At 59.5% G+C, this 26,013-nt stretch carries 43 protein-coding genes and 1 pseudogene; all 44 read right to left on the bottom strand.

Going from position 1 to position 26,013, the window contains the following annotated elements; genetic code table 11:
- Positions 1-26: 26 nt before the first annotated feature.
- The gene (truA, locus tag Q7L55_10550; protein MDO8732990.1) at positions 27-836 is read right to left on the bottom strand and encodes a tRNA pseudouridine(38-40) synthase TruA; all 810 of its coding nucleotides are present in this window, start codon (positions 834-836) and stop codon (positions 27-29) included.
- Positions 837-883: 47 nt separating this feature from the next.
- Positions 884-1,495 (bottom strand): 50S ribosomal protein L17, encoded by a 612-nt coding sequence (rplQ, locus tag Q7L55_10555; protein MDO8732991.1) that lies wholly within the window; start codon positions 1,493-1,495, stop codon positions 884-886.
- A gap of 38 nt (positions 1,496-1,533) precedes the next feature.
- The gene (locus tag Q7L55_10560; protein ID MDO8732992.1) at positions 1,534-2,553 is read right to left on the bottom strand and encodes a DNA-directed RNA polymerase subunit alpha; all 1,020 of its coding nucleotides are present in this window, start codon (positions 2,551-2,553) and stop codon (positions 1,534-1,536) included.
- Positions 2,554-2,627: 74 nt separating this feature from the next.
- The gene (gene rpsD, locus Q7L55_10565; GenBank protein MDO8732993.1) at positions 2,628-3,254 is read right to left on the bottom strand and encodes a 30S ribosomal protein S4; all 627 of its coding nucleotides are present in this window, start codon (positions 3,252-3,254) and stop codon (positions 2,628-2,630) included.
- A 33-nt stretch (positions 3,255-3,287) separates the two neighbouring features.
- Positions 3,288-3,695 (bottom strand): 30S ribosomal protein S11, encoded by a 408-nt coding sequence (gene rpsK, locus Q7L55_10570; GenBank protein ID MDO8732994.1) that lies wholly within the window; start codon positions 3,693-3,695, stop codon positions 3,288-3,290.
- Positions 3,696-3,733: 38 nt separating this feature from the next.
- Positions 3,734-4,111: a 30S ribosomal protein S13 gene (gene rpsM, locus Q7L55_10575; protein ID MDO8732995.1), complete on the bottom strand. Its 378-nt coding sequence runs from the start codon at positions 4,109-4,111 to the stop codon at positions 3,734-3,736.
- A 169-nt stretch (positions 4,112-4,280) separates the two neighbouring features.
- A complete protein-coding gene (gene rpmJ, locus Q7L55_10580; protein MDO8732996.1) occupies positions 4,281-4,394 on the bottom strand; it encodes a 50S ribosomal protein L36 in 114 nt (37 codons plus the stop codon).
- 23 nt (positions 4,395-4,417) lie between these two features.
- Positions 4,418-4,639 carry a translation initiation factor IF-1 gene (infA, locus tag Q7L55_10585; GenBank protein MDO8732997.1) on the bottom strand — a complete coding sequence of 74 codons (222 nt, stop codon included), beginning with the start codon at positions 4,637-4,639 and terminating at the stop codon, positions 4,418-4,420.
- 136 nt (positions 4,640-4,775) lie between these two features.
- The gene (locus tag Q7L55_10590) at positions 4,776-5,033 is read right to left on the bottom strand and encodes a hypothetical protein (protein ID MDO8732998.1); all 258 of its coding nucleotides are present in this window, start codon (positions 5,031-5,033) and stop codon (positions 4,776-4,778) included.
- A 50-nt stretch (positions 5,034-5,083) separates the two neighbouring features.
- A complete protein-coding gene (locus tag Q7L55_10595; GenBank protein MDO8732999.1) occupies positions 5,084-5,326 on the bottom strand; it encodes a hypothetical protein in 243 nt (80 codons plus the stop codon).
- 55 nt (positions 5,327-5,381) lie between these two features.
- Complete coding sequence (locus Q7L55_10600) at positions 5,382-5,633, bottom strand: hypothetical protein (protein ID MDO8733000.1); 252 nt, start codon at positions 5,631-5,633, stop codon at positions 5,382-5,384.
- A 152-nt stretch (positions 5,634-5,785) separates the two neighbouring features.
- Positions 5,786-6,760, bottom strand: a complete 975-nt coding sequence (locus Q7L55_10605; GenBank protein MDO8733001.1) for a carbamate kinase — start codon at positions 6,758-6,760, stop codon at positions 5,786-5,788.
- Positions 6,757-6,930, bottom strand: a pseudogene (locus Q7L55_10610) (hypothetical protein). The gene Q7L55_10605 and the pseudogene Q7L55_10610 overlap by 4 nt, the downstream one beginning before the upstream one ends.
- 404 nt (positions 6,931-7,334) lie before the next feature.
- On the bottom strand, positions 7,335-7,898 hold the full coding sequence (locus Q7L55_10615) for a dihydrofolate reductase family protein (GenBank protein MDO8733002.1): 564 nt from the start codon (positions 7,896-7,898) through the stop codon (positions 7,335-7,337).
- A 3-nt stretch (positions 7,899-7,901) separates the two neighbouring features.
- A complete protein-coding gene (gene map / locus Q7L55_10620; GenBank protein ID MDO8733003.1) occupies positions 7,902-8,684 on the bottom strand; it encodes a type I methionyl aminopeptidase in 783 nt (260 codons plus the stop codon).
- A gap of 3 nt (positions 8,685-8,687) precedes the next feature.
- On the bottom strand, positions 8,688-9,245 hold the full coding sequence (locus Q7L55_10625) for an adenylate kinase (GenBank protein ID MDO8733004.1): 558 nt from the start codon (positions 9,243-9,245) through the stop codon (positions 8,688-8,690).
- 8 nt (positions 9,246-9,253) lie between these two features.
- Positions 9,254-10,546, bottom strand: a complete 1,293-nt coding sequence (gene secY, locus Q7L55_10630; protein ID MDO8733005.1) for a preprotein translocase subunit SecY — start codon at positions 10,544-10,546, stop codon at positions 9,254-9,256.
- Between the two features lie 18 nt (positions 10,547-10,564).
- Complete coding sequence (rplO, locus tag Q7L55_10635; GenBank protein ID MDO8733006.1) at positions 10,565-11,005, bottom strand: 50S ribosomal protein L15; 441 nt, start codon at positions 11,003-11,005, stop codon at positions 10,565-10,567.
- Between the two features lie 2 nt (positions 11,006-11,007).
- Positions 11,008-11,190 (bottom strand): 50S ribosomal protein L30, encoded by a 183-nt coding sequence (gene rpmD, locus Q7L55_10640; GenBank protein MDO8733007.1) that lies wholly within the window; start codon positions 11,188-11,190, stop codon positions 11,008-11,010.
- Positions 11,190-11,783, bottom strand: a complete 594-nt coding sequence (gene rpsE, locus Q7L55_10645; protein MDO8733008.1) for a 30S ribosomal protein S5 — start codon at positions 11,781-11,783, stop codon at positions 11,190-11,192. Before rpsE ends, rpmD begins: the two co-directional genes overlap by 1 nt.
- A gap of 33 nt (positions 11,784-11,816) precedes the next feature.
- Entirely contained in the window at positions 11,817-12,200 is a 384-nt protein-coding gene (rplR, locus tag Q7L55_10650; GenBank protein MDO8733009.1) for a 50S ribosomal protein L18, read from the bottom strand.
- Positions 12,197-12,736, bottom strand: coding sequence for a 50S ribosomal protein L6 (rplF, locus tag Q7L55_10655; protein MDO8733010.1), 540 nt, complete (start codon positions 12,734-12,736; stop codon positions 12,197-12,199). Before rplF ends, rplR begins: the two co-directional genes overlap by 4 nt.
- 9 nt (positions 12,737-12,745) lie before the next feature.
- A complete protein-coding gene (rpsH, locus tag Q7L55_10660) occupies positions 12,746-13,144 on the bottom strand; it encodes a 30S ribosomal protein S8 (protein ID MDO8733011.1) in 399 nt (132 codons plus the stop codon).
- A gap of 61 nt (positions 13,145-13,205) precedes the next feature.
- Positions 13,206-13,391 carry a type Z 30S ribosomal protein S14 gene (locus Q7L55_10665; protein MDO8733012.1) on the bottom strand — a complete coding sequence of 62 codons (186 nt, stop codon included), beginning with the start codon at positions 13,389-13,391 and terminating at the stop codon, positions 13,206-13,208.
- Between the two features lie 3 nt (positions 13,392-13,394).
- On the bottom strand, positions 13,395-14,006 hold the full coding sequence (gene rplE, locus Q7L55_10670; protein MDO8733013.1) for a 50S ribosomal protein L5: 612 nt from the start codon (positions 14,004-14,006) through the stop codon (positions 13,395-13,397).
- 2 nt (positions 14,007-14,008) lie between these two features.
- Complete coding sequence (rplX, locus tag Q7L55_10675) at positions 14,009-14,374, bottom strand: 50S ribosomal protein L24 (GenBank protein MDO8733014.1); 366 nt, start codon at positions 14,372-14,374, stop codon at positions 14,009-14,011.
- Positions 14,374-14,742: a 50S ribosomal protein L14 gene (rplN, locus tag Q7L55_10680; GenBank protein ID MDO8733015.1), complete on the bottom strand. Its 369-nt coding sequence runs from the start codon at positions 14,740-14,742 to the stop codon at positions 14,374-14,376. The genes rplX and rplN overlap by 1 nt, the downstream gene beginning before the upstream one ends.
- 50 nt (positions 14,743-14,792) lie before the next feature.
- Complete coding sequence (gene rpsQ, locus Q7L55_10685; protein ID MDO8733016.1) at positions 14,793-15,077, bottom strand: 30S ribosomal protein S17; 285 nt, start codon at positions 15,075-15,077, stop codon at positions 14,793-14,795.
- Positions 15,074-15,304 carry a 50S ribosomal protein L29 gene (rpmC, locus tag Q7L55_10690; protein ID MDO8733017.1) on the bottom strand — a complete coding sequence of 77 codons (231 nt, stop codon included), beginning with the start codon at positions 15,302-15,304 and terminating at the stop codon, positions 15,074-15,076. Before rpmC ends, rpsQ begins: the two co-directional genes overlap by 4 nt.
- Positions 15,304-15,726 (bottom strand): 50S ribosomal protein L16, encoded by a 423-nt coding sequence (rplP, locus tag Q7L55_10695; GenBank protein MDO8733018.1) that lies wholly within the window; start codon positions 15,724-15,726, stop codon positions 15,304-15,306. The genes rpmC and rplP overlap by 1 nt, the downstream gene beginning before the upstream one ends.
- Positions 15,727-15,729: 3 nt before the next feature.
- Entirely contained in the window at positions 15,730-16,560 is an 831-nt protein-coding gene (gene rpsC / locus Q7L55_10700) for a 30S ribosomal protein S3 (protein MDO8733019.1), read from the bottom strand.
- A 7-nt stretch (positions 16,561-16,567) separates the two neighbouring features.
- Positions 16,568-16,909 carry a 50S ribosomal protein L22 gene (rplV, locus tag Q7L55_10705; GenBank protein ID MDO8733020.1) on the bottom strand — a complete coding sequence of 114 codons (342 nt, stop codon included), beginning with the start codon at positions 16,907-16,909 and terminating at the stop codon, positions 16,568-16,570.
- Positions 16,910-16,965: 56 nt separating this feature from the next.
- Positions 16,966-17,247: a 30S ribosomal protein S19 gene (gene rpsS, locus Q7L55_10710; GenBank protein MDO8733021.1), complete on the bottom strand. Its 282-nt coding sequence runs from the start codon at positions 17,245-17,247 to the stop codon at positions 16,966-16,968.
- 8 nt (positions 17,248-17,255) lie between these two features.
- Entirely contained in the window at positions 17,256-18,092 is an 837-nt protein-coding gene (rplB, locus tag Q7L55_10715) for a 50S ribosomal protein L2 (protein ID MDO8733022.1), read from the bottom strand.
- Between the two features lie 28 nt (positions 18,093-18,120).
- Positions 18,121-18,420 carry a 50S ribosomal protein L23 gene (gene rplW / locus Q7L55_10720; protein MDO8733023.1) on the bottom strand — a complete coding sequence of 100 codons (300 nt, stop codon included), beginning with the start codon at positions 18,418-18,420 and terminating at the stop codon, positions 18,121-18,123.
- Positions 18,417-19,091 carry a 50S ribosomal protein L4 gene (gene rplD / locus Q7L55_10725; protein MDO8733024.1) on the bottom strand — a complete coding sequence of 225 codons (675 nt, stop codon included), beginning with the start codon at positions 19,089-19,091 and terminating at the stop codon, positions 18,417-18,419. The genes rplW and rplD overlap by 4 nt, the downstream gene beginning before the upstream one ends.
- A 2-nt stretch (positions 19,092-19,093) precedes the next feature.
- Positions 19,094-19,738, bottom strand: a complete 645-nt coding sequence (gene rplC / locus Q7L55_10730; GenBank protein ID MDO8733025.1) for a 50S ribosomal protein L3 — start codon at positions 19,736-19,738, stop codon at positions 19,094-19,096.
- Positions 19,739-19,751: 13 nt separating this feature from the next.
- Positions 19,752-20,060 carry a 30S ribosomal protein S10 gene (gene rpsJ, locus Q7L55_10735; GenBank protein ID MDO8733026.1) on the bottom strand — a complete coding sequence of 103 codons (309 nt, stop codon included), beginning with the start codon at positions 20,058-20,060 and terminating at the stop codon, positions 19,752-19,754.
- Positions 20,061-20,184: 124 nt separating this feature from the next.
- A complete protein-coding gene (gene tuf, locus Q7L55_10740) occupies positions 20,185-21,381 on the bottom strand; it encodes an elongation factor Tu (GenBank protein MDO8733027.1) in 1,197 nt (398 codons plus the stop codon).
- An 88-nt stretch (positions 21,382-21,469) separates the two neighbouring features.
- Positions 21,470-23,518, bottom strand: a complete 2,049-nt coding sequence (gene fusA, locus Q7L55_10745) for an elongation factor G (protein MDO8733028.1) — start codon at positions 23,516-23,518, stop codon at positions 21,470-21,472.
- A gap of 98 nt (positions 23,519-23,616) precedes the next feature.
- On the bottom strand, positions 23,617-24,087 hold the full coding sequence (gene rpsG, locus Q7L55_10750; GenBank protein ID MDO8733029.1) for a 30S ribosomal protein S7: 471 nt from the start codon (positions 24,085-24,087) through the stop codon (positions 23,617-23,619).
- Positions 24,087-24,461 carry a 30S ribosomal protein S12 gene (gene rpsL, locus Q7L55_10755; GenBank protein ID MDO8733030.1) on the bottom strand — a complete coding sequence of 125 codons (375 nt, stop codon included), beginning with the start codon at positions 24,459-24,461 and terminating at the stop codon, positions 24,087-24,089. Before rpsL ends, rpsG begins: the two co-directional genes overlap by 1 nt.
- Before the next feature lie 265 nt (positions 24,462-24,726).
- Positions 24,727-25,113 (bottom strand): hypothetical protein, encoded by a 387-nt coding sequence (locus tag Q7L55_10760; GenBank protein MDO8733031.1) that lies wholly within the window; start codon positions 25,111-25,113, stop codon positions 24,727-24,729.
- A gap of 31 nt (positions 25,114-25,144) precedes the next feature.
- On the bottom strand, positions 25,145-25,975 hold the full coding sequence (locus Q7L55_10765; GenBank protein MDO8733032.1) for an RNA methyltransferase: 831 nt from the start codon (positions 25,973-25,975) through the stop codon (positions 25,145-25,147).
- Positions 25,976-26,013: the final 38 nt, after the last annotated feature.

A 26,013-nucleotide genomic window follows, 5' to 3' on the forward strand; every position in this document is an offset into this window, starting at 1 on the left:
TGGGTGCAGGTGCGCGTAAAAAGGGATCAATCGCACTCATCACCAAGGCTACGACGTGCCCGAGTGACCCTCTGACGATCGGCCAACTCAGAATCGAGGGGGTACCCCACTTCCTCAAGAGTCAGTGGATGCGCTGGCATCACCGTGAGTCCGACATTGCGCTCACGACCGGCCAGAATCTCTGCTGGCCAATTCGGTGACTTGCGACCATCGCCCACCGGAATCATCGCGCCCACGATGCTGCGGACCATTGAATGGCAGAAGGCCTGTCCCTGGATCGTCATGACGCACATGGAGTCCTCGCGGTGCCAAGTGAGCAGTTCGACAGAGCGAACGGTGCTGGAGAAATCGCGAGGCTTGCAGAACGCCGCAAAATCATGAAGGCCCAAGAGTCCTTGCGCAGCCTCATTCATCGCCGCCAATTCCAAGACGTGTGGATGCCACAGAGTCTGGCGTCGCATCAGTGGATTCATCAGCGTGGAGTCATCGCAAATGCGATAGGTGTACCGACGCCATAGCGCTGAGAAGCGCGCATCGAAACCGATCGGAGCCTTGCTCATGCGCCGAATGCGGATGTCTTCTGGCAATGCGCGATTGATGCGCTCGGCGCCTTCGAGCAAGTCGATCTGTGCCTGCGTGAGATCAAGATGCACGACCTGACCGCGCGCATGCACGCCTGCATCAGTGCGACCCGCGGAGAACAGCTCGACGCGCGATTGCGTGAGCATGCTCAGCACGCGGACGACTTCGCCCTGCACGGTGCGCAGATCCTTCTGCACGGCCCATCCGTAGAAGTCGGTGCCGTCGTAGGCAACATCGAGCCGCAAACGGATCAGCCCGTCACCCGGATAACCGGGGACGGGCTGATCAAGTTCGTGCTGGGTCAGGACTTGTCCTCTTCGGCAACTTCTGCTGCTGCTTCAACCTCGATGACTGCGATGTCATCTTCGACGATCTCGCCGGTTTCATCAATGGTGATCTCATTGACCGTGATCTCGTCAGACACCACATTGCCTTCAGCGTCGGTGATGATCTCATCAACGATCACGTCAACGACCACAGGTGCTCCAGTGGCGATTGCAGCTTCCTTGGCAGCGCGCTTGGTGGCGGCGCTGGCCTCAGCGACAACCTGCTCGAGCATTGGCTCACACAGTTCGATGATCGCCATAGGTGCGTTGTCGCCCTTGCGATTGCCGATCTTTGTGATGCGCGTGTAACCGCCCTGGCGACCAGCGAAGCTCGGACCGATCTCGGTGAACAGCGTGTGCACGACTGACTTGTCGTGAACGATGGTCAGCACGCGACGACGGGCATGCAGATCACCGCGCTTGGCGAAAGTGATCAACCGCTCGGCCAGTGGGCGCAGGCGCTTGGCCTTGGCTTCAGTGGTCGTGATGCGACCGTGCTCGAAGAGCGAGGTTGCAAGGTTGGCCAAGATCAGCCGCTGATGGGCCGGACCACCGCCGAGGCGGGGACCCTTGGTTGGCGTAGGCATCGAAAATCTCCTGTCAGGTGGGTAGATCGGTGGTGCGACTAGAGCTGCTCGTCCTCAGCAAATGCCAGGTCGTCATCTTCATCGTCTTCGTAGTAGGCAACCGCCGAAGGATCAAAGCCTGGGGGGCTGTCCTTGAGTGCCAAGCCGAGGCTCACGAGCTTCACCTTGACCTCATCGATTGACTTCGCACCGAAGTTGCGAATGTCGAGCAGATCGGCCTCACTGCGGGTGATGAGCTCACCAACGGTGTGGATGCCTTCACGCTTCAAGCAGTTGTACGAGCGAACCGTCATGTCGAGCTGCTCGATCGGGGTCGACAGTTGCTCGGCCACGAAGGTGTCAGTCGGTGATGGGCCAATGTCGATGCCTTCTGCATCGACGTTGAGCTCGCGAGCCAGGCCGAAGAGCTCAACCAGGGTCTTGCCCGCTGACGCAACGGCATCGGTCGGGCGGATCGAGTGCTTGGTCTCAACATCGATGACGAGCTTGTCGAAGTCAGTGCGCTGCTCAACACGGGTGGCCTCAACCTTGTAGGTCACCTTGAGCACTGGCGAGTAGATCGAATCCACAGGGATGCGACCGATCTCTTGACCAGGCTGCTTGTTGAGGGTTGCTGAGACATAGCCACGGCCACGCTCAACTACGAGTTCGATCTCGATTGAACCCTTGTCATTGAGCTCGGCAATGTGCAGTTCTGGGTTGTGGACCTCAACACCGGCCGGAGGCTGAATGTCAGCTGCAACAACCTTGCCCGGACCCTGCTTGCGCAGGTACATCACAACAGGCTCGTCATGCTCTGAAGAGACAACCAGCTGCTTGATGTTCAAGATCAGCTCGGTGACGTCTTCCTTGATGCCCGGAATCGTCGTGAACTCGTGCAGCACGCCATCAATGCGGATGCTTGTGACAGCAGCTCCGGGGATGGATGAGAGCAGAGTGCGACGAAGGGAGTTACCAAGGGTGTAGCCGAATCCTGGCTCGAGAGGCTCGAGCACGAAGCGCGAGCGGAACTCGCTGATCGGCTCCTCGGTGAGCACGGGGCGCTGGCTAATAAGCACGTTTCTTCCTTCCCGCGACGACCACTATTTGAAGTCGCGATTTATCGAGTGGGGAGATTCCTCCCCACAAGGGCTTACTTGGAGTAGAGCTCGACGATCAGTTGCTCTGTGACTGGGGTGTCAATGACGGCGCGGGCTGGCAGAGCGTGCACCAAGATGCGCATCTTTGACGGGATGACCTCAAGCCAGGCCGGAACGGTGCGGTCACCGATTTCGGCGTGGGCGATGATGAACGGCGTCATCTCACGCGAACCCGGTGCGACCTCAACGATGTCGTTAGGCGAAACGCGGAAGGACGGGATGTTCACCTTGTGGCCGTTGACAATGAAGTGACCGTGGGTGACCAACTGGCGAGCCATGTCACGGGACTTGGCGAAGCCAGCGCGGAACACCACGTTGTCAAGACGAGTCTCGAGAATGATCAACAGGTTCTCACCTGTCTTGCCCGACTGACGCTGTGCTTCAACAAAGTAGTTCGCGAACTGCTTCTCGAGCACGCCGTACATCCGGGTGGCCTTCTGCTTCTCGCGAAGCTGGAGCAGGTACTCGCTGTCCTTTGATCGCGCGCGACCATGCTGGCCTGGAGGGTAGGGACGCTTCTCAAATGGGCAAGCGGCAGATTCGCACTTGGATCCCTTGAGGAACAACTTCATTTTCTCGCGACGGCACCGCTTGCAATCGGCTGCTGTATAACGCGCCATATCTCTTCGCTCTCCTGTTTTTCCTGCGCGCGATCAGACGCGTCGACGCTTGGACGGACGGGTTCCGTTGTGCGGCGCTGGAGTGACGTCGGAGATGGAGCCGACCTCCAGACCAGTTGCCTGCAGCGAACGGATGGCGGTCTCGCGGCCTGAGCCGGGACCTTTGACGAATACGTCAACCTTGCGCATGCCGTGCTCCATTGCGCGACGCGCGGCAGATTCTGCAGCGAGCTGTGCGGCGAACGGAGTGCTCTTGCGGCTGCCCTTGAATCCAACCTGACCGGCACTTGACCACGCGATAACCGCGCCGGTGGGGTCAGTGATGGAAACGATGGTGTTGTTGAACGTGCTCTTGATGTGAGCGTGACCGTGGGCCACGTTCTTCTTTTCCTTCTTGCGGACCTTCTTGGCCGCACTTTTTTGGCCTGTCTTGGGTGCCATGTTCTGTTTCTCCTACGAGTCCGGTTGAAGCCGACGAATTACTTCGCGGCCTTCTTCTTGCCAGCGACGGTCTTGCGCGGACCCTTGCGAGTACGTGCATTGGTGTGGGTGCGCTGGCCGCGGACCGGGAGGCCCTTGCGGTGGCGAAGTCCCTGATAGCAGCCAATCTCAACCTTGCGGCGGATGTCTGCGGCAACCTCGCGACGAAGATCACCCTCAACTTTGAGGTTGGTGTCGATCCAATCGCGAAGGGCGAGAGTTTGATCATCGGTGAGGTCCTTGGACTTCAGCTCTGGATCAATGCCCGTTGCAGTAAGGGCAGCGGCGGCCTGTGAACGACCGACCCCGTAGATATAGGTGAGTGCGATTGCCATGCGCTTATCACGCGGCAGATCAACACCGACAAGACGTGCCATTGACGTTCTCTCTTCTCTCAAGCACGGGGTTTGGATTGAAGTACCAGCCCTGCCCGTCGAGGCAGGTCTTCGGCCCCGTGGCCGAAGGTGTCGTCCTGGCTTACGCCAGGGGTCGGGTACTTCTCAGATAGGTCACCGGGTTGTCTCCCCAATGACCCTCGTCAGGTGATTAGCCCTGACGCTGCTTGTGGCGAGGGTTCTCGCAAATCACCATGACAACTCCGTGACGACGGATGACCTTGCACTTATCGCAAATCGTCTTAACGCTCGGCTTGACCTTCATGATGTGTTTGCGTCCTCGTGTCGTTACTTGTAGCGATAGACGATGCGACCGCGGGTGAGGTCATACGGAGACAGCTCGACGACGACTCGATCATCAGGGAGGATACGGATGTAGTGCATCCGCATCTTGCCGCTGATGTGCGCCAAGACTTTGTGCCCGTTGTCCAACTCCACGCGGAACATTGCATTAGGCAAAGACTCCATGATCGTGCCCTCAAGCTCGATCGCTCCGTCTTTTTTGCCCATACTGCTGCTTCGTCCTTCGTTGTGTGGTTGTACCGACCCTGTATTCCCGGACATGCCAAGACAAAATGAATGTAATGGCGGCTTTGGGGAAGCCAACGTCAGCCTGCAGAGTCTAGAGGCCGAGAGGCGCAATCGTCTAATCGGGGGAATTTGTCCGATTTTCGGGTAATTCCACCAGGATTTCGCTCGCGGTCTTTGGAACCTTGATGACCAGCAATCTATCGCTCAACAGGCGATCCCCTGGACTTGGGTTCGGGATGGCTCGCTCGTGACGAGATTCCAGATCCAGGCGAGCCTTGGCTGCCGCCGGAGCGAAGATCTCCTCAAGGGCGCTCAGCGTGGAGGAGGCCCCTGGTTGGGAGCCACCCACCGTCTTGCGCATCCAACTCAGCATCTGGCCTCCTGGCTCAAGGGTATGTCAACGACTGGGACGAAAAGGACGTACTAGCCGTAGATGAGATTCCAGTCGGTGATCGTCATCAGGTACAGCTGACCGCCCTCGCCTGCATCGATCACGCCACTGGACTCTTCATCATTGGTGATGAACTGAGCGCCATCTGGCTTGAAGTAGACGTCCTTGAACCTAGCGATGTTCGCCATGCGTCCATCGGAGATCCGGTATGCCACGATTCGAGATACGTGGTCGTTGGCACCTGGATCCTCCTGAATGTGGATGTTTCCCTTCACGTCGTTGAAGTGCAACCTCCACAGTGCCCCGCCAGCGCGCGTTAGCTTCGGCTCATCAGGGCTCGGTGCCGTCGGGAACACCAAAGAGGGTGTATCCCTTGATCTGGTCACCAGCCGTGGCCAGCACCTTCAGATTGACTCCAGCGCCGACCGGTTCCACATGACTGAATCCACTATCAGCGTTCGCAATTGAGATGCCTATCGCGAGAGCGCCGACCACAAGTGTGGCGCCAATCGGAATTGCCCTGCGAATGTTTGCCCCCCATATGTGTTGAACAACAATGAAATGCGAGTGCTTGACCTTCACCGTGGAAGGCAAATTGGGAACCGTTGGCACGAGTAATCGTGAAGTAACCATTGAATGGACCACTGCCGTTCTTATAGCCAACATCGCCTTGCAAGCGAATAGAGGCACTGTCGTTACCCCAAAGCGCAACAACGGCAGCCATCAGTTTTCGTCTAGGGCTCCAGCCCCTCCAAGACCGCCACGATCCGGGTGCCAGCTAGCCCGCGAAGAGCCTCCCGGACGAACTCAATTGAGGTGATGACGGCGTCCGAGCCGCAGCCATTGACGAAACTGATGGCTGACTCCATCTTGGGGCCCATTGAACCTGCTGGAAAGTGACCCTGCGATGCAAAGGTCGACGCCTGGTCAACAGTGATGACATCTAAGGCCCGCTCGTTGGGTCCGCGGAAGTCCACGAACACTCGATCCACGCCAGTCACCATCAGGAGCACGTTCGCCCGAAGCTTGGCTGCCAGCAATGCAGAGACGCGATCCTTGTCGATCACAGCATCCACGGGGATGAACTCGTCTTCACAGATTGTCACTGGAATTCCACCGCCACCTGCGGCGATGACTACTGCATTGGCTTTCACGAGCGTTCGGATCGCCTCAAGTTCAAGAACTTCCAGGGGTTCTGGACTGGGCACTACGCGCCGGAAGCTTCCGGGTTCGACTTCCTCGACATCCCAACCATCTTCAACCACGTGTCGCCGAGCCATCTCTGTATCGAGCCAGCCACCAATGGGTTTGGTCGGCGTGACGAACGCAGGATCGTCAATGTCGACCACCGTATGCGTGAGCAGTGCTGCTACCGGATTGCTCAGGTGATGCTGACGCATCACTGAATTCAGTGCCGCGGCGATGATGTGGCCGATGCCGCCCTGAGAGTCGGCAACCGCAAGCCAGAGTGGGAGCGGGGGCAGCTTCTCGACCTTGGCATCTGCTGCGGCGAGTTCAGCTCGGCGAAGGATAAATCCAACCTGCGGGCCATTGCCGTGGGTGATGATCGGCGTCCAGCCGTCCTCAATCAGATCTGCGATTGTCTCAGCGAACTCATGAGCGCGCTCAGCTTGAATCGCCAGCGAACCACCCTCGCCTTCGCGGATCAGCGCATTGCCACCAATGGCAATCACCACAGTCCGGCTCATACGATCACCGCCGCCGCCTGCGCCATCGTCAAGGCTGCGAGTGCTTGAACAAAGACTTCAGGTTGCGCCGTCACTGTTCCGGCTCCTATCTGTCCGACACCGGCCTCCAGATGGGCGATTCCGGTGTTGATGACTGGCAGCACTCCGGTCTCAGCGACCTTGCGCACGTCGCCATTCTCTCCGATGAGAGCGTGTAGCTCTCCAGTCTTCAGACAAAAGTTCATGGCGTCCTTTGCCACCGGATCGCCGAATCGTTGGTGCAAGCGATGACATCGAGAAGCGGGCTTCCGGCGAATACAGTCTCGGTCACGAGCACGAAGGTAGTGAGCAAATATTTCCGGAGGGTGCCTCATCGTTGCCGCTGTATTTCAATTCCAAGCCGTTATCAACGCGACTGTCGATATTCCCAGTGCTAGTTGAAATCAATACTTAACAAATCCGGTCAGACTTCGAAACACCACGTCTCTAGATTCGCCGGCGAGCGGCTTTGCGTTCAGGGCTCGCCTGTGATGGCGGAGCAGCAGATGCAGCCAATGACATCAGTGCTTTCGGCCGCTGGCGTGCGTATCTCAGTTCACTGAACTGAGACGCGGTAGTGCAGGTGCACAACTCCTGAGTCGAAGTGACGCTCGTCCAGCAGTTCCAAGTGTTGCCGAAAGTTTGCAGGAAACACAGGAGTGCCAGCACCGATGAGAATCGGGTGCAGGAACTGATGCACCTCGTCAACCAAGCCAGCCTGCAACGCCGAAGCAGCAATAGTTGGGCCGCCGATGCTTACATCGGTGGCGACGGTCTCCTTCAACTGGCGAACGCCGTCGGGGTTGAACTCCCGATGCAGGTGCGTGTGAACAGTGGGAACGCTGGTGAGCGTTGATGAGAAGACGTGCTTGTCGGCCTTAGACCAGAGCTTCGCGTACTCGCGCGTGACTTCAGACTCCTCGGCAAATTCGGGCATCGTCTCCCAGACCTGCATGACCTCATACATGCGTCGACCGTAGAGATGGGTGCCTATCGGGGCTTCAAGATCGTTGACGGCCTGATGCACCTGCTCATCAGGAGCAGCCCAATCAAAATTGCCCTGCGCATCATTCACAAAGCCATCGAGTGAGCAGATCACTGCATAGATGAGCTTCGCCACGAGCTAGAGCCGAACCTCATCAAGCGAGGTAAGGATCCATGGCCCGTCTTCAGTGATTGCGACCGTGTGCTCCCAGTGCGAGGCCCACGCGCGATCGCTCGTCACGACTGTCCAGCCATCAGCGAGAACTTCAACAACGGGCGAACCCAGAGTCGCCATCGGCTCAATCGCCAAAGCCATGCCCACCTTCAGCAAGGGGCCATGACCTGGTTCGCCGTAGTTCGGAATCGATGGGGGCATATGCATTGAGGTGCCGATGCCGTGGCCTGAGTATTCCTCGACGATTCCGTAATCACTTTGTGAGCGAATGCAGTTCTCGATGGCATGGCCGATGTCGCTGAGGTGATTGCCCGCCCGTGCTTGCGCAAGTCCGGCCCACATCGAAGCTTCGGTCACGCGCGAGAGTTCAGCGATCTCCGTGCTTGGTTCGCCGACAAATACGCTGACCGCGGCATCCCCATGCCAACCATCGACAATTGCACCGCAGTCGATGGAGATGAGATCGCCTTCGAGAAGTCGGCGCGGACTTGGGATTCCATGCACGACTTCCTCGTTGATGGAAGCACAGATGGCAGCGGGATAGCCGTGGTAGCCCAAGAAGGACGGAGTCGCACTGGCATCGCGCATGACTTGATGCGCGATTGCATCAAGATCGGCAGTGGTGACGCCGGGACGCACAGCTTCGGAAACAGCCTTCAGAGCAGTGGCCACAACCAGACCGGCCTGCCGCATCACAGCAAGTTGATCGGCGGACTTGATCTGGATTGATGCTTTCTTGCGGAACATGCGCTACTCACCCAGAACAGCAAGCAGGCGAGAGGTGACATCCTCTACCTCACCCATGCCGTCGACCTGCACGAGCAATCCGCGCTCGGAGTAGAGCGCAGTCAGCGGAGCAGTTTGCTCTGCGTAGACCTCGAGGCGTCGACGAATGACATCCTCGTTGTCGTCTGCGCGGCCTTGATCATGTGCTCGCTTCACGAGGCGATCAACCACCTCGTCGACGTCCACGGTCAACTCCACCACTTTTTGGATTGGGGTCGCTTCGAGCATGGAGTCGAGCTGTCCGACCTGATCAAGGGTGCGGGGATAGCCATCGAGCAGGAAGCCCGGCTCGCAGTCGGGGTGTGACAGCCGATCGCGCACCATCGCATTGGTGACGTCATCTGGCACATACTCGCCAGCATCCATGAAACGTTTGGCTTCGACACCCAGTGGAGTTCCGGCACCGACATTGGCGCGGAAGATGTCACCGGTTGAGATGTGCGGAATACACAGCTTCTCAGCGACAAAGATCGCTTGAGTTCCCTTGCCCGCCCCCGGCGGTCCCATGAGTATCAGACGCATGTCGACTCCTAGCGGAGGAATCCCTCGTAGTTGCGCTGCTGCAGCTGCGATTCGATCTGCTTCACGGTGTCAAGACCAACGCCGACCATGATCAGCAGGCTGGTACCACCGAAGATGAACTGGCCGGAGACCCCAAGTAGGCCGAAGGCGAACACAGGCAGTACTGCGATGAGCCCAAGGTAAAGGGATCCAGGAGCAGTGAGCCGCGTGAGAACGTAGTCGAGGTAATCAGCAGTCGGCTTGCCCGCGCGAATACCAGGGATGAACCCGCCGTACTTCTTCATGTCATCGGCCACGTCAACTGGGTTGAAGGTGATGGACACGTAGAAGTAGCAGAAGAAGACGACGAGGACGAAGTAGAACAACAGGTAATAGGTGCCGGTTCCGGTGCCGAAGTTCTGCTGGATCCAGATTGCGATATCTGACTGGCTGCCAGTGAGCTGCACCAGCAGAGTCGGAATGAATAGCAAGGACGAGGCGAAGATGACGGGGATAACACCCGCCATGTTGACCTTCAATGGAATGTAGGTCGAAGTTCCGCCATACATCCTTCGACCAACCATGCGCTTGGCGTACTGCACAGGGATACGACGCTGCGCCTGTTCGACGAAGACTACAAAGCCCATGACAGCCACGCCAACTGCCAGGGTGAGGAAGAAGGTGAAGGGTCCGTGGCTGCCCCAGATGGAGGCGAACTGCGCGGGCACCGTTGCGATGATCGAGGCGAAGATCAGGATCGACATGCCGTTGCCGATGCCGCGTTCCGTGATCAACTCACCAAACCACATGATCACCGCGGTACCTGCGGTCATGGCCAGGACCATCACCATCAAGATCCATACTCCCTGATTGGGGATGATGGTCTCGTTGCAGCCACTGAACAGTGCACCCTGAGTGCGGGCGAGGGAAAGAATCGCAGTCGACTGGAGCACCGCCAGCGCGATCGTCAGATAGCGCGTGTACTGCGTGATCTTGGCCTGGCCTGCCTGGCCTTCCTTCTTCAAGGATTCAAGGCGTGGAATCACCACAGTCATCAACTGCAAGATGATGCTTGCGGTGATGTACGGCATGATGCCAAGCGCGAAAATAGACAGCTGCAGCAAAGCGCCACCGCTGAACAGGTTGATCATCGCGTAGACCGAGTTGCCTTCGACTACATCGATACAGCGTTGGACAGCCGAGTAGTCAACGCCTGGGGTCGGGACGACCGCACCCAGACGGTACAAAGCGATAAGGCCGAGGCTGAACAGGATCTTCGTTCGAAGGTCCGGTGTCCGCAGGGCGGCGCCAAACGCACTGATGTGCACTGTGCCTCCTGGCTAGCGTTCGGTGACGGTCCCACCTGCAGCGATGATCTTGTCACGAGCAGTCGTTGAGAATGCATCCGCACTCACAGTGATCGCGACGCTGATATCGCCTTGGCCCAGAACCTTGACTGGCTGACCCCTGCGGACTGCTCCACGGGCTACCAACTCGTCGACACTGACCTCGCCGCCCTCAGGGAACAGCTTCTCGATCATTGCCACGTTGACGACCTGGAACTCAACACGGTTGGGGTTCTTGAAGCCCTTGAGCTTAGGAAGGCGCATATGCAAGGGCATCTGTCCACCCTCGAAGCGGGCAGGTACCTGATAACGAGCCTTGGTGCCCTTGGTGCCACGACCGGCGGTCTTGCCCTTTGAGGCTTCCCCACGACCCTTGCGGGTGCGCTCAGTCTTGGCGCCCGGAGCCGGGCGAAGGTGATGGACCTTGAGTGCCATGGTTACTCGACCTCCTCAACTACTACGAGGTGCTGCACGGTGTTGACCATGCCGCGGATTTCTGGGCGGTCTTCTTTGACCACGGTGTCATTGATGCGCTTCAACCCAAGTGAGCGCAAGGTGTTGCGCTGTCCCTGAGTGCCGCCGATGCCTGACTTCTTCTGGGTGACCTTCAAGCTCGCCATCACGCACCGATCCCGGCAGCACGGGCACGCAGCAACTGCGGCGGTGCAACTTCTTCGACCGTCAGGCCGCGGCGAGCCGCAACCTGCTCAGGTGATTCAAGGCCTTTCAACGCCGCGATGGTCGCGTGGACCACGTTGATTGCGTTGTCAGAACCCATGGACTTGCTGAGGATGTCGTGAATGCCCGCGCATTCCAGAACTGCGCGCACCGGACCGCCGGCAATAACACCGGTACCGGGAGCAGCTGGGCGCAGCATGACAACGCCTGCAGCGGCTTCACCTGTGATCGGATGCGGAATGGTGCCCTGAATGCGCGGGACCTTGAAGAAATGCTTCTTGGCTTCTTCAACACCCTTGGCGATCGCAGCTGGCACTTCCTTGGCCTTGCCGTAGCCGACACCGACCATGCCGTCACCGTCACCAACGACCACAAGCGCGGTGAAGCTGAAGCGACGACCACCCTTGACGACCTTTGAGACGCGGTTGATTGCGACTACACGCTCGACGAATGCGGACTTCTCTTCGCGAGGAGAACGCTCCTTGCGATCCTTGCGCTCGCCTGTGCCGCCTTCGCGGCGCTGGGTTGCTGCCATGGTTGTTCCTTCTTCCCTATGTCCGAATACGTCTTAGAAGTCCAGGCCACCCTCGCGGGCGCCCTCAGCGAGAGCGGCCACACGACCGTGGTACTTGTTGCCGCCGCGGTCAAACACAACCGCTTCGACTCCGGCCTTCTTCGCGCGATCGGCGACCAACTGGCCCAACTTGCGTGCCTTGGCTGTCTTGTCATCGGTGACCCCGCGCAGATCGGTCTCCATGGTGGAGGCCGAAGCCAGGGTTCGACCGGCGGTGTCGTCGACGATCTGCGCCACCATGTGGCGAGCAGAGCGGGTGACGACCAGGCGGGGACGCTCGGGCGTTCCGGAAACCTTCTTGCGCACGCGGATATGGCGACGCTTGCGGCCGACAACATTCTTGTTGCCCCTGCCGAGCTTGATGCCGTAGGAACTCACTTCTTGCCCGCCTTTCCAGCCTTGCGGCGGATGACTTCACCCTCGTAGCGCACGCCCTTGCCCTTATAGGGCTCCGGCGGACGAATCTTGCGGATGTTGGCGGCGACTTCGCCGACCTGTTGCTTATCGATGCCCTGGACCTTGACCTTCACAGGGCTTTCGACCTGGAAGGAGATCCCGGAAGGTGCGGGTACGAGCACTGGGTGGCTGAATCCGAGTTGGAACTCAAGGTCAGTGCCCTTTGCCGCAACGCGGTAACCCGTGCCGACGAGCTCGAGTGACTTCTCGTACCCATCTGTCACACCGATCACCATGTTGGAGATCAGCGTGCGGCTCAGACCGTGCAGTGCGCGTGAGCGACGCTCATCGTTGGGGCGGGTGACAGCGAGCACGCCGTCTTCCTGAGTCACCTCGATGGGCTCGGCCACGTTGAAGCTCAAGGAACCCTTGGGTCCATTGACGCTGACGAGCTGGCCGTTGATTGTCGCCGTGACTCCCGCGGGGAGAGTGATAGGCAGACGTCCAATACGTGACATCAGATACCCCTACCAGACGTAGGCGAGGACTTCCCCACCTACGCCTTTCTGCTTGGCCTGGCGGTCTGTGAGCAGACCAGTGGACGTGGAGAGAATCGCGATACCCAAACCACCCAGCACGCGTGGGATAGCGGTGTTCTTCGCGTAGACGCGCAGTCCGGGCTTGGACACCCGGCGCAGGCCAGCGATGGAACGCTCGCGGCTGGGACCGTACTTCAACTGCAGGGTCAACGTGCGCCCCACAGCATCCTCGGTCTCGCTGAAGCCGGCGATGTATCCCTCACGCTTCAAGATCTCGGCGATGTGCACCTTGATCTTGCTGTGCGGCATCGCCACTGTGTCGTGATAGGCAGAGTTTGCGTTGCGCAGTCGCGCAAGCATGTCTGCAATCGGGTCAGTCATTGTCATGTGTTTGGCCTGAGGCCTTCCTCGCTGTGGTTTCCGATGAACGGACCTTCAGCGTCGTGGTTTACCAGCTGCTCTTGGTCACGCCTGGCAGTTCGCCAGCGTGTGCCATTTCACGGAGACAAATCCGGCATAGGCCGAACTTGCGATAGACAGAGTGCGGACGTCCACACTTGTTGCAACGCGTGTACGCGCGAACCTTGAACTTCGGCGTCTTCTGCTGCTTTTGGATGAGTGCTTTCTTCGCCATGGCTCAGGCCTCCTTGAAGGGGAATCCGAGAAGGCGAAGCAGGGCGCGGCCTTCATCATCGTTGTTCGCGGTCGTCACGAGGGTGATGTCCATACCACGAGTGCGATCGATCTTGTCCTGATCGATCTCGTGGAACATTGACTGCTCGCTGAGTCCGAAGGTGTAATTGCCCTTGCCGTCGAACTGCTTTGGCGAAAGACCGCGGAAGTCACGGATGCGAGGCAGTGCAACGGACAGCAGGCGATCCAGGAACTCCCACATGCGGTCACCACGAAGAGTGACATGCACACCGATGGGCTGGCCTTCACGCAACTTGAACTGAGCGATCGACTTGCGCGCCTTGGTGGTCTGCGGCTTCTGGCCCGTGATCTCGGTGATATCGCGGATCGCGCCTTCGATCAGCTTGGAATCGCGAGCGGCTTCGCCAACGCCCATGTTGACCACGATCTTGGTCAGACCGGGAACCTGCATGATGTTTGTGAAGCCGAACTCCGACTTCAGCGCCGGCACCATCTCTTCGCGATATCGTGCCTTGAGGCGCGGGATCGCAAGTGTTTCAGTACTAGTGGTTTCAGTACTAGTGGTCTCAGTACTCGTGCTTGTCTCAGTGCTCATGCTCAGATGTCCTTACCCGTGCGGCGCGAGATGCGCACGCTGCGCTGTGCTTCGTAGGTTGAGCCGTCAGGGCGACGCTTCTCAACATCCTCCCGGCGGTAGCCCACGCGAGTCGGACGGCCATCTTCAGGGTCGATGACCATGACATTGGATGCATGGATCGGCGCCTCGGTTGTGACAATGCCGCCGGTCTGCGCACCACGAGCGTTCTGCCCGATCTTGGTGTGCTTCTTGACGCGGTTCACGCCTTCGACAATGACGCGGTTGGCATCGGGCAGGACCTCAATGACCTTGCCCTTGACCCCACGGTCCTTGCCTGAGATGACCTGGACGAGATCGCCCTTGCGGACGTGCAGCTGCTTGGTCATTACAGCACCTCCGGTGCAAGCGAGATGATCTTCATGTACTTCTTGTCACGAAGCTCACGGCCAACTGGACCGAAGATGCGCGTGCCACGTGGCTCGCCATCTGGCTTGAGGAGGACTGCGGCGTTCTCGTCGAAACGGATGTATGAACCATCCGGACGACGACGCTCCTTCTTCGTGCGAACGATGACTGCCTTGACGACGTCACCCTTCTTCACTCCGCCACCAGGGATGGCGTCCTTGACCGTGGCGACGATGACGTCACCAATGCCGGCGTAACGGCGCCCGGAGCCGCCGAGTACACGAATGCACAACAACTCCTTGGCACCCGTGTTGTCAGCGACACGTAGTCGCGACTCTTGCTGAATCACTTCATTCTCCTGATCGTCTGCCGGTTCTCAATCGAGCCTGGCGGAACTGACTACTTGGCCTTCTCGAGGATTTCCACGACGCGCCAGCGCTTGGTTGCTGACAACGGGCGGGTCTCCATCAGAAGCACGCGGTCGCCGATACCGGCTGCGTTTGCCTCGTCATGTGCCTTGAGCTTGTTCGTGCGACGCACGACCTTGCCGTAAAGCGGGTGCTTGAAACGGTCTTCGACCGCAACCACCACTGTCTTGTCCATCTTGTCGCTGACGACCAGCCCCTCGCGGGTCTTGCGGTAGCCGCGCTTGTCGTCACTCACACTTGCCTCTTTCGCACTCATGCGGCGCCACCCTCGATTGGGGTGATGCCCAGTTCACGTTCGCGCAGGATCGTGTAGATCCGCGCGATGTCCTTACGCACGGCGCGCAGACGGCCATGGTTCTCGAGCTGTCCGGTTGCGCCTTGAAAGCGGAGGTTGAAGAGCTCCTCCTTGGATTCGCGAAGCTTGGCTGTCAGCTCCACGTCTTCCAGATTGCGCAACTCACCGACCTGGGTTCCTGCGGACATCAGTTCTCACCTACTTCATCGCGCCGAACAATGCGGCACTTCATCGGCAGCTTGTGCATGGCGCGAGTCATCGCTTCCACAGCAACCTTGTCATCGGGGTACGAGAGTTCGAACATGACGCGGCCTGGCTTGACGTTGGCCACCCACCATTCGGGCGAGCCCTTACCGGAACCCATGCGGGTCTCGGCGGGCTTCTTCGTGAGAGGACGGTCTGGGTAGATGTTGATCCAGACCTTTCCGCCACGACGGATGTGACGCGTGATTGCGATACGAGCCGACTCAATCTGTCGGTTCGTGACGTAACCATGCTCAAGTGCCTGCAGGCCGTAAGCGCCGAAGGTCACCTCGGTGCCGCCCTTGGCCACACCGCGACGAGTCGGGTGGTGCTGCTTGCGGTGCTTGACGCGACGAGGAATCAACATGGCTCAGGCCTCCGTCACGGCATCGGCTGAAGTCTCAACGACAGCATCGAGCGGAGCTTCAACGACGGCCCCTGCAGGGGTCGCCTCAGGATTGGCCTCGACGGCAGCATCTTGACCGCGACGGGGTCGAGCAACTGCCGGACCACGCTGACCAAGGCGGGCAGCTGCAGCAGCAGCTTCACGCTCGGAGCGGGTAGGCAGGGCGTCGCCCTTGTAGATCCAGACCTTGACGCCGATGCGACCGAAGGTGGTACGCGCCTCGTAGAAGCCATAGTCAATATCGGCGCGCAGGGTGTGCAAAGGAACGCGGCCTTCGCGGTAGAACTCAGTGCGCGACATTTCTGCGCCACCAAGACGACCGGACACCTGCACTCGGATGCCCTTGGCGCCACTCTTCATGGTGCTCTGCATGCCCTTGCGCATGGCGCGACGGAATGAGACACGGCTGGAGAGCTGCTCGGCGATGCCCTGGGCAACGAGCTGCGCATCGATCTCAGGGTTCTTGACCTCGAGGATGTTCAACTGCACCTGCTTGCCGGTGAGAGTCTCCAGATCGCCACGAATGCGATCGGCTTCGGCTCCACGGCGACCAATGACGATGCCTGGGCGTGCGGTGTGAATGTCTACGCGAACGCGGTCACGAGTGCGCTCGATCTCGACCTTGGAGATGCCAGCCCGCTCCATGCCCTGTGAGAGCACCTTGCGGATCTTGACGTCCTCGTCGACATAGTCGCGGTAACGCTGACCGGGCTTCTGCGAATCAGCAAACCAACGTGACTTGAAGTCAGTGGTGATGCCGAGGCGGAAACCATTCGGGTTTACTTTCTGTCCCACGAGCGGGTCACCCTTCCTTCTGGTCTGACACAACCACAGTGATGTGGCTGCTGCGCTTGCGGATCTGGTATGCCCGACCCTGTGCGCGTGGACGGATGCGCTTCATGGTTGGACCTTCGTCCACATATGCCGCGCTTACGACGAGCGAACGGGCGTCCATCGCATGGTTGTTCGTAGCATTTGCAATCGCACTGTCAAGCACCTTGCCAATTGGCTCACTGGCTGCTTGCGGTGCGAATGCCAATACCGCCTGGGCGTCGCTTGCGTTCATGCCTCTAATGAGGTCAATCACGCGGCGCGCCTTCATGGGCGTGACGCGGACGTACCGCGCCTGGGCCCTGGCTTCCATCGCTATCCCCTTGCTTCGTCGTGTCGTTCGGTAGTGGTCATTGAGTAGCGCTGCGATTAGCGGCGCTTGGCCTTGCGGTCGTCCTTGACGTGGCCCCTGAAAGTACGGGTTGGCGCAAACTCACCGAGCTTGTGTCCGACCATGTTCTCTGAGACGAACACCGGCACGTGCTTGCGGCCGTCGTGCACCGCGATCGTGTGACCCAGCATTGCCGGCACGATCATTGAGCGGCGCGACCAGGTCTTGATCACAGTCTTGGTGTTGGCCTCGTTCTGTGCGTCGACCTTCTTGATCAGATGGTCGTCGACGAACGGACCCTTCTTCAGGCTACGTGGCATGACTTCCCTTAGCGCTTCTTGCCGGACTTGCGGCGACGGACGATGAACTGGTCGCTGGCCTTATTGCGGCTGCGAGTACGGCCTTCTGGCTTGCCATTCGGGTTGACCGGGTGGCGTCCACCTGAAGTCTTGCCTTCACCACCACCATGTGGGTGGTCGACTGGGTTCATGGCTACACCACGGACGGTCGGGCGCTTGCCCTTCCAGCGCATGCGGCCAGCCTTGCCCCAGTTGATGTTGGACTGCTCGGCGTTGCCCACCTCGCCGATGGTCGCGCGGCAGCGCAGATCCACGTTGCGGATTTCACCGGAGGGCATGCGCAGCTGGGCGTAGGGGCCGTCCTTGGCAACCAACTGAATGCTGGTGCCTGCCGAACGAGCGATCTTGGCTCCGCCACCTGGCTTGAGCTCCACGGCGTGGATCACGGTGCCGACGGGGATGTTGCGCAGCGGCAGGTTGTTGCCCGGCTTGATGTCGGCGCTTGGGCCGGTCTCAATCGGGTCGCCCTGCTTGAGCTTGTTCGGGGCCAGGATGTAACGCTTCTCGCCGTCCGCGAAATGCAGCAGCGCGATGCGCGCAGTGCGGTTCGGGTCGTACTCGATGTGCGCGACCTTGGCAGGCACGCCGTCCTTGTCTGCGCGACGGAAGTCGATCAGACGGTAGGCACGCTTGTGACCGCCACCTTGGTGCCGAGTGGTGATCTTGCCGCTGTTGTTGCGGCCACCCTTCTTCGGCAGTGGACGGACGAGCGACTTCTCCGGCTCAGACCGCGTGATCTCGACGAAGTCGGCCACGCTCGAGCCACGACGGCCCGGCGTTGTCGGCTTGTACTTGCGGATTCCCATTTCAGTTCCTCTGGTCGTCTTTGGCCGGTCAGGAGACCGGGCCTCCGAAGATGTCAATGCGGTCGCCGTCTGCAACAGACACGATGGCGCGCTTGGTGTCAGCCCGCTTGCCGAAGCCGGTCTTGGTGCGAAGACGCTTGCCTTCACGGTTCATGGTGTTCACAGCCGTGACCTTGACGCCGAAAACCTGCTCGACGGCGATCTTGATCTGCGTCTTGTTGGCATCTGGCGAGACAATGAACGTGTACTTGTTCTCGTCGAGCAGTGCGTAGCTCTTCTCTGACACCACTGGTGAAATCAGAATGTCGCGCGGATCTGGGATTCTCATGCTTCAACCTCGCTCTCGGCTGCTACAGCCTTGACGCTCTTGCCGGCAGGAGCACCAGCGACGAAAATCTCAAGTGATGCCTCGGTGAAGAGCACGTAGTCACTGACCAGCACGTCGTAGGTGTTCAGCTGATCGATGTAGAGCACGTGCACCGTGGGCACATTGCGCAGGCTCAGTGCTGCGATGTCGTCATCACGAGTGATGGCGGCAAGCACCTGACCCTCAAGACCCAATGCGGTCATCGCGGCAATGGCCAACTTGGTCGAAGGCGTGTCACCGGCAACGATCTGAGAAACCACATGCACGCGACCATCACGAGCGCGATCAGACAGGGCTCCACGAAGTGCTGCAGCCTTCATCTTCTTGGGGGTGCGCTGGGCATAGTCACGAGGGTGCGGTCCGTGAGCAACTCCACCGCCCTTGAAGTGAGGCGCACGGATCGAGCCTTGACGAGCACGACCAGTGCCCTTCTGCTTGTAAGGCTTGCGCCCACCACCGCGAACCTCGCCACGACGCTTGGTCGAGTGCGTGCCCTGGCGTGCAGCTGCGAGCTGTGCAACAACGACCTGGTGGATCAACGGAACGTTGACCTGCACGTCGAAGATCTCAGCTGGCAGTTCCACCTTGCCCGTGGTCGCACCTGCGGCGGTGCGGACGTCGACATCAGTCATCGTCAGGCCTCCTTCACTGCGGTTCGAACGAAGATGAGCGCGCCCTTGGGGCCAGGAACGGCACCCTTGATGAGCAGCAGGCCCTTTTCGACATCAACGCTTTGAATGCGAAGGTTCAAGGTGGTCTGACGATCGGTGCCCATGCGGCCCGCCATCTTCATGCCCTTGAACACGCGACCTGGGGTCGAGCATCCACCGATGGAACCTGGTGAACGGTGCTTGCGCGTGACACCATGCGAGGCGCGCAGACCGTGGAAGCCGTGACGCTTCATGGCGCCGGCAAAGCCCTTGCCCTTGGTCGTGCCTACGGCGTCAATGCGCTGACCGGTCTCGAAGGTGTCAGCACCGAGCTCTTGGCCCAGGGTGTACTCCGAAGCATCATCAGTGCGGATCTCGACGAGGTGGCGGCGAGGGGTGACGCCGGCCTTCTCGAAGTGACCAGCGGCCGGCTTGTTGACCTTGCGAGGATCAATAGCGCCGAAAGCGATCTGGACGGCGGAATATCCGTCGTTTTCTGGGGTGCGAACCTGGGTGACGACACAAGGTCCGGCCTGAATCACAGTCACGGGAACAACCTTGTTGTTCTCATCCCAGACCTGAGTCATGCCGAGCTTGGTGCCCAGTACGCCCTTCACGTTGGTGCCCATCGTTTCGTCTTCCCTACAGCTTGATCTCGATGTCGACACCAGCTGGAAGGTCAAGACGCATGAGCGAATCGACGGTCTTCGGCGTGGGGTCGAGAATGTCAATGAGGCGCTTGTGTGTGCGCATCTCGAAGTGCTCGCGGCTGTCCTTGTACTTATGGGGCGAGCGGATGACGCAGTAGATGTTCTTTTCGGTCGGCAAAGGCACCGGGCCTGCAACCGATGCACCAGTGCGGATCACCGTCTCGACGATTTTACGCGCCGATGAATCGATGACCTCATGGTCATAGGCCTTGAGCCGGATGCGGATCTTTTGTCCCGCCATGGTGGCTGGTGTCCTTACTTCTCGTGTGCCAATGCTTGGGTGGTGCTGGTGGTGCAGGTCGAACCGTTCTCAAGCAGATCCAGTGGTGGTGTTGGGAGCGGCCCTGGGGTCGCTCCCAACCTCACTACTTAGTGATCTTGGTGACGCGACCAGCGCCAACCGTGCGGCCACCCTCGCGGATTGCGAAACGCAGGCCGTCCTCCATGGCGATGGACTGAATGAGCTCCACTGACATGTCGGTGTTGTCGCCTGGCATGACCATGTCCTTGCCGTCAGGCAGGGTCACGACGCCGGTGACGTCAGTTGTCCGGAAGTAGAACTGCGGACGGTAGTTGTTGAAGAACGGCGTATGACGGCCGCCCTCATCCTTGGAAAGGATGTAGACCTGAGCGTCGAAGCCCGTGTGCGGGGTGATCGAGCCGGGCTTGCAGCAGACCTGGCCACGCTCGACATCTTCGCGCTTGGTGCCACGAAGCAGCAGTCCGACGTTCTCGCCAGCCTGACCTTCGTCAAGCAGCTTGCGGAACATCTCGACGCCCGTGACGATCGTCTTGATCGGGATGCCTGGACGAATGCCGACGATCTCGATCTCTTCGTTGACCTTGACGACCCCGCGCTCAATGCGACCGGTGACGACGGTGCCACGACCAGTGATCGTGAAGACGTCTTCAACTGGCATGAGGAAAGGCTTGTCAATCTCACGCTCGGGTGTGGGGATGTAGGTGTCGACTGCGTTCATGAGCTCCATGACCGTCTCGCCCCACTTTGCGTCACCCTGAAGGGCTGGGAAGGCGGCAACGCGGATGACAGGAAGGTCATCGCCTGGGAACTCGTAGGCCGAGAGAAGTTCACGAACCTCCATCTCGACGAGCTCAAGGAGATCCTCATCGTCAACCATGTCGCACTTGTTGAGCGCAACGACGATGGCAGGAACGCCGACCTGGCGAGCCAGGATGACGTGCTCCTTGGTCTGCGGCATCGGGCCGTCAGTGGCGGCAACCACGAGGATTGCACCGTCCATCTGGGCAGCGCCGGTGATCATGTTCTTGATGTAGTCAGCGTGACCTGGGCAGTCGACGTGTGCGTAGTGACGCGCCTCTGTCTGGTACTCGACGTGCGCGATCGAGATGGTGATACCGCGCTGACGCTCTTCTGGCGCCTTGTCGATCATGTCGAAGGGTGTGAAGGGGTTCACATCCGGAAATTTGTCGTGCAGCACCTTGGTGATTGCGGCAGTCAGGGTCGTCTTGCCATGGTCAATGTGACCAATGGTGCCGATGTTGACGTGCGGCTTGGTGCGCTCAAACTTGGCCTTCGCCACTTGAGTTCTCCCTTGTCGTGTAGCCGTCCGGCGGTATCGCGGATCGGATGGATATTTTTGTTAGTGGTGTGTTTCTTTTGATCCGCGACTATTCGCCGCGAGCCTTGGCGATGATCTCCACCTGCACATTGGATGGAACCTGTGCATAGGAGTCAAATTGCATGCTGTAGCTCGCACGTCCTTGAGTGCGGCTGCGTAGATCGCCCACGTAGCCGAACATCTCAGACAGCGGTACAACTGCTCTCACAACGCGAGCGCCCATGCGTTCTTCCATCGCCTGGATCTGACCGCGTCGTGAGTTCAGATCGCCAATGACATCACCCATGAAGTCATCGGGTGTAGTCACCTCAACGGCCATCATCGGTTCGAGGATGACCGCGCCGGCCTTGCGCGCGGCATCTTTGAACGCCATGGAGCCGGCGATCTTGAATGCGAGTTCCGAGGAGTCAACATCGTGGTACGCGCCGTCCTGCAGCGTGACCTTGACGTCGACCATTGGGTAGCCAGCGAGGACACCGTTTTCCAGCGCTTCCTGAGCTCCTGCGTCAACCGATGGGATGTATTCACGAGGAATGCGTCCGCCGGTGACCTTGTTCTCGAATGCGTAGCCGCCACCTTCGTCGGTGTTCGGCTCGAGGTCGATGATGACTCGCGCGAACTGGCCCGAGCCGCCTGACTGCTTCTTGTGGGTGTAGTCGATCTTGACGACCTTCTTGGTGATCGTCTCGCGGTAGGCGACCTGGGGCTTGCCCACGTTCGCCTCGACATTGAACTCACGCTTCATGCGGTCAACGAGCACCTCAAGGTGCAGCTCGCCCATGCCACCGATGATGGTCTGGCCGGTCTCTTCATCTGAGCGCACGTGGAAGGTCGGATCTTCTTCAGCGAGTCGCTGAATTGCGATACCGAGCTTGTCCTGGTCGCTCTTGGTCTTGGGCTCGATTGCAATGTGAATGACCGGTGCGGGGAAGGTCATCGACTCCAGCACAACTGGGTTGGCTGGATCGCACAGGGTCTCGCCTGTGGTGGTGTCCTTCAGACCCATCACGGCAACGATGTCGCCGGCGCCCACTGAATCGATTTCTTCGCGCTTGTTGGCGTGCATTCGGTAGATCTTTCCGATGCGCTCCTTGCGATCCTTCACGCTGTTGAGCACTGCAGTGCCGGTGTTCAGTCGACCCGAGTACACCCGCATGTAGGTGAGCTTGCCAAGGTGCGGATCGGTCATGATCTTGAATGCCAGCGCGGCAAAGGGCTCGCTGTCACTTGGCTTGCGCTCGATGATGACGTCTTCATGGCCCATCTTGTGACCCTCGACTGCTTCAACGTCCAAGGGGCAGGGAAGGTAGGCGACAACGGCATCGAGCATGGGCTGAACGCCCTTGTTCTTGAATGCCGAGCCAGTAAGGATTGGAGTGAGCTTGTACGCAAGAGTCGCGCGACGAATTGCAGCCTGAATCTCTTGGACAGTGAACTGCTCGCCGTCAAGGAACTTCACGAGGATTTCATCATCTGCCTCGGAAAGAACTTCAAGGAGCTTCTCGCGGTACTCCGCGGCCTGAGCAGCAAGCTCAGCAGGGATTTCTTCGATTTCGTAGTCTTCGCCCTTTTCGGTCTCCCCGCGCCAGGTCAGCGCCTTCATGGTGATGAGGTCAACGACACCAAGGAAATCGCCCTCTGCGCCGATGGGGATCTGCAGCACAAGCGGGGTAGCGCCAAGGCGCTCAACAATCATGTCGACGCAACGGAAGAAATCAGCACCGGTGCGGTCGAGCTTGTTGACGAAGCAGATGCGAGGAACGCTGTACTTGTCGGCTTGGCGCCACACGGTCTCGGACTGTGGCTCGACACCGGCTACGCCGTCGAACACCGTGACGGCGCCGTCGAGCACTCGCAGTGAACGCTCAACCTCAACAGTGAAGTCCACGTGACCGGGGGTATCGATGATGTTGATGGTGTGGTCTTTCCAGATGCAGGTGGTGGCAGCCGAAGTGATCGTGATGCCGCGCTCCTGCTCCTGCTCCATCCAGTCCATCGTCGCTGCGCCCTCGTGAACTTCACCGATCTTGTAGTTGATACCGGTGTAGAACAGGATGCGCTCGGTCGTGGTGGTTTTGCCCGCGTCGATATGCGCCATGATCCCGATGTTGCGGACCTTGGCGAGGTCGAGGCTGGTCTGCGTAGACACGAATGCTCTCCGTTGCGTATGGGTGGGTGGGTTACAGGCGGTGGGGGTTACCAGCGATAGTGCGCGAAGGCCTTGTTCGACTCGGCCATCTTGTGGGTGTCTTCGCGCTTCTTGACGCTTGCGCCAAGACCGTTGGAGGCATCCAGAATTTCGTTCATAAGGCGCTCGGTCATGGTCTTCTCACGACGCTGACGCGAGTAGCTGATCAGCCAGCGAAGGGACAGGGTGGTTGCCCGGCCTGCCTTGACCTCAATGGGAACCTGGTAGGTGGCGCCACCGACACGGCGGGATTTCACCTCAAGGGTGGGACGAATGTTGTCGAGTGCGCGCTTCAAGGTCTGCACTGGATCGGTGCCGGTCTTCTCGCGGCAGCCTTCCAATGCGCCATAGACGATGCGCTCTGCGGTGGAGCGCTTGCCGTCAAGGAGCACCTTGTTGACGAGCTGGGTGACCAACGGGGCCTGGTAGACCGGGTCGATGACGATCGGCCGCTTGGCGGCAGGGCCCTTGCGAGGCATTAGGCCTTCTCCTTCTTCGCGCCGTACTTACTGCGAGCCTGCTTGCGGTTCTTGACGCCCTGGGTGTCAAGGGCGCCGCGGATGACCTTGTAGCGCACACCGGGAAGGTCGCGGACACGTCCACCGCGGATCAGCACGATCGAGTGCTCCTGCAGGTTGTGACCAACACCGGGGATGTAAGCGGTGATCTCGATGCCAGAGGTCAATCGCACACGGGCCACCTTGCGCAGAGCCGAGTTCGGTTTCTTGGGCGTGGTTGTGTACACACGGGTACAGACTCCGCGACGCTGAGGGCTGCCCTTGAGTGCGGGAGCCTTCGTCTTGGAGACCTTGTCCTGCCGACCCTTACGGACCAGCTGCTGGATCGTTGGCACGCGTTGCCTTTCTCGGTTGGTGACCTTGCCGTTCCTGTTCCCTCAGTCTCCGACCCACGCGGTCGGGTGTGTCGCGCCGCATCTCGCAGCAACGATCACCAGATCGTGGATGGATCCCAGACGCATCAGCGTCGGTGCATGCCTTCGGGGGAAGTTCGCACGGCGGGATGTGCCTGAGGGGTCAGACACGAAGGGGAAGATTACTCGGCTTTAGTCCGCAGAGTCAAAACGGGGTCTGATTTGCAACCGCGCAAGCAGATCCGCCTCACGGATGAGCAGGGGTGGAGCCTGCGCCAGCCAGAATCAGCACGATCGCGATGAACCCACCGATGAAGATCGCTGCCACCCAGAAGCCGATATTGATCCAGGCAATCAACTTGGCGGCCAAATTCAGCCCACTGCCGCCCACAGTTCCCGGAGCTGCCGAAATCGCCCGATCAGCCTTCATCGCAAAGACCAGAGCGACCACAGCAAAGATGATCGGGCAGACCGCCCACGAGACGAGCGACAAGATAAAGGCAACGATCGCGTCTGCCGAGGTTGCCGGCGCCGGAGCCGGCGGGGCCACCCATGCGTATGGAGGAATAGCGGGAGCCGGAATCGGCTCGCTTGGCCAGGACTGCTCAGGTGCTGGCTGATCCTCGGGGCTCATGGCTGCACTCTATTCGATGCGACCAGCCTGATCAGGATTCGGAGGCAAGGCGCAAGGCCCACAACGCAACGGCAGATGCCGCCGCAACATTCAAGGAATCCACTCCCCCGGACATCGGAATGCGCAGCACGACATCGGCATCTGCAATCACGCTGGAGGAGAGTCCATCTCCTTCTGAGCCAAGAACTATCGCCAAGCGATCTGGCGCATCGGCGGCGAAGGAGGCAAGGTCCTGCGAGTCTGCAGTCAAGGCCAGTGCCGCAATGGTGAAGCCCAGCTCGTGAAGCCGAGCAATGCCAGTAGCCCAACTCTCAATCCGTGTCCATGGCACTTGGAACACCGAGCCCATCGACACCCGCACACTGCGCCGGTACAGCGGGTCTGCGCACTGCGGAGTCAGCAGCACAGAATCAGCACCCATGCCGGCCACGGAACGGAAGATCGCGCCGATGTTGGTGTGATCCACGATGCCGTCCAGAATCACCAGGCGTTGCCGACCTTCGTGGATCAACTCATCGAGCAAGGGCAGGGCTGGTCGATGCATCGCGGCGAGCGCACCTCGGTGCACGTGAAAGCCAGCGATTGCCTCCAGGTCAGATTCATCGCCAATGAATATGGGAGTGCTGGGATGAGTCGACTCGATTTCTTCCAGGAGCGCGCCCATGCGCGGCAGCCAACGATTCGACATCAGAACCGACCGGGGGGTGTGCCCTGCACGCAGAGCACGCGTGATGACCTTGACACTCTCAGCTATATAGAGGCCATGCTCAGATTCAAAGCTGGTACGCAAGGCCACATCGGTCAGCGATGAATAATCAGCAAGGCGCAGCTCTGCAACATCGCTTATTTGGATTACAGGCATAGGGGCATTGTGGTGCTAGAGGCTTCTCACCGGATTTG

Source organism: Actinomycetota bacterium (genome assembly GCA_030650795.1).
GTDB lineage: Bacteria > Actinomycetota > Actinomycetes > S36-B12 > S36-B12 > UBA11398.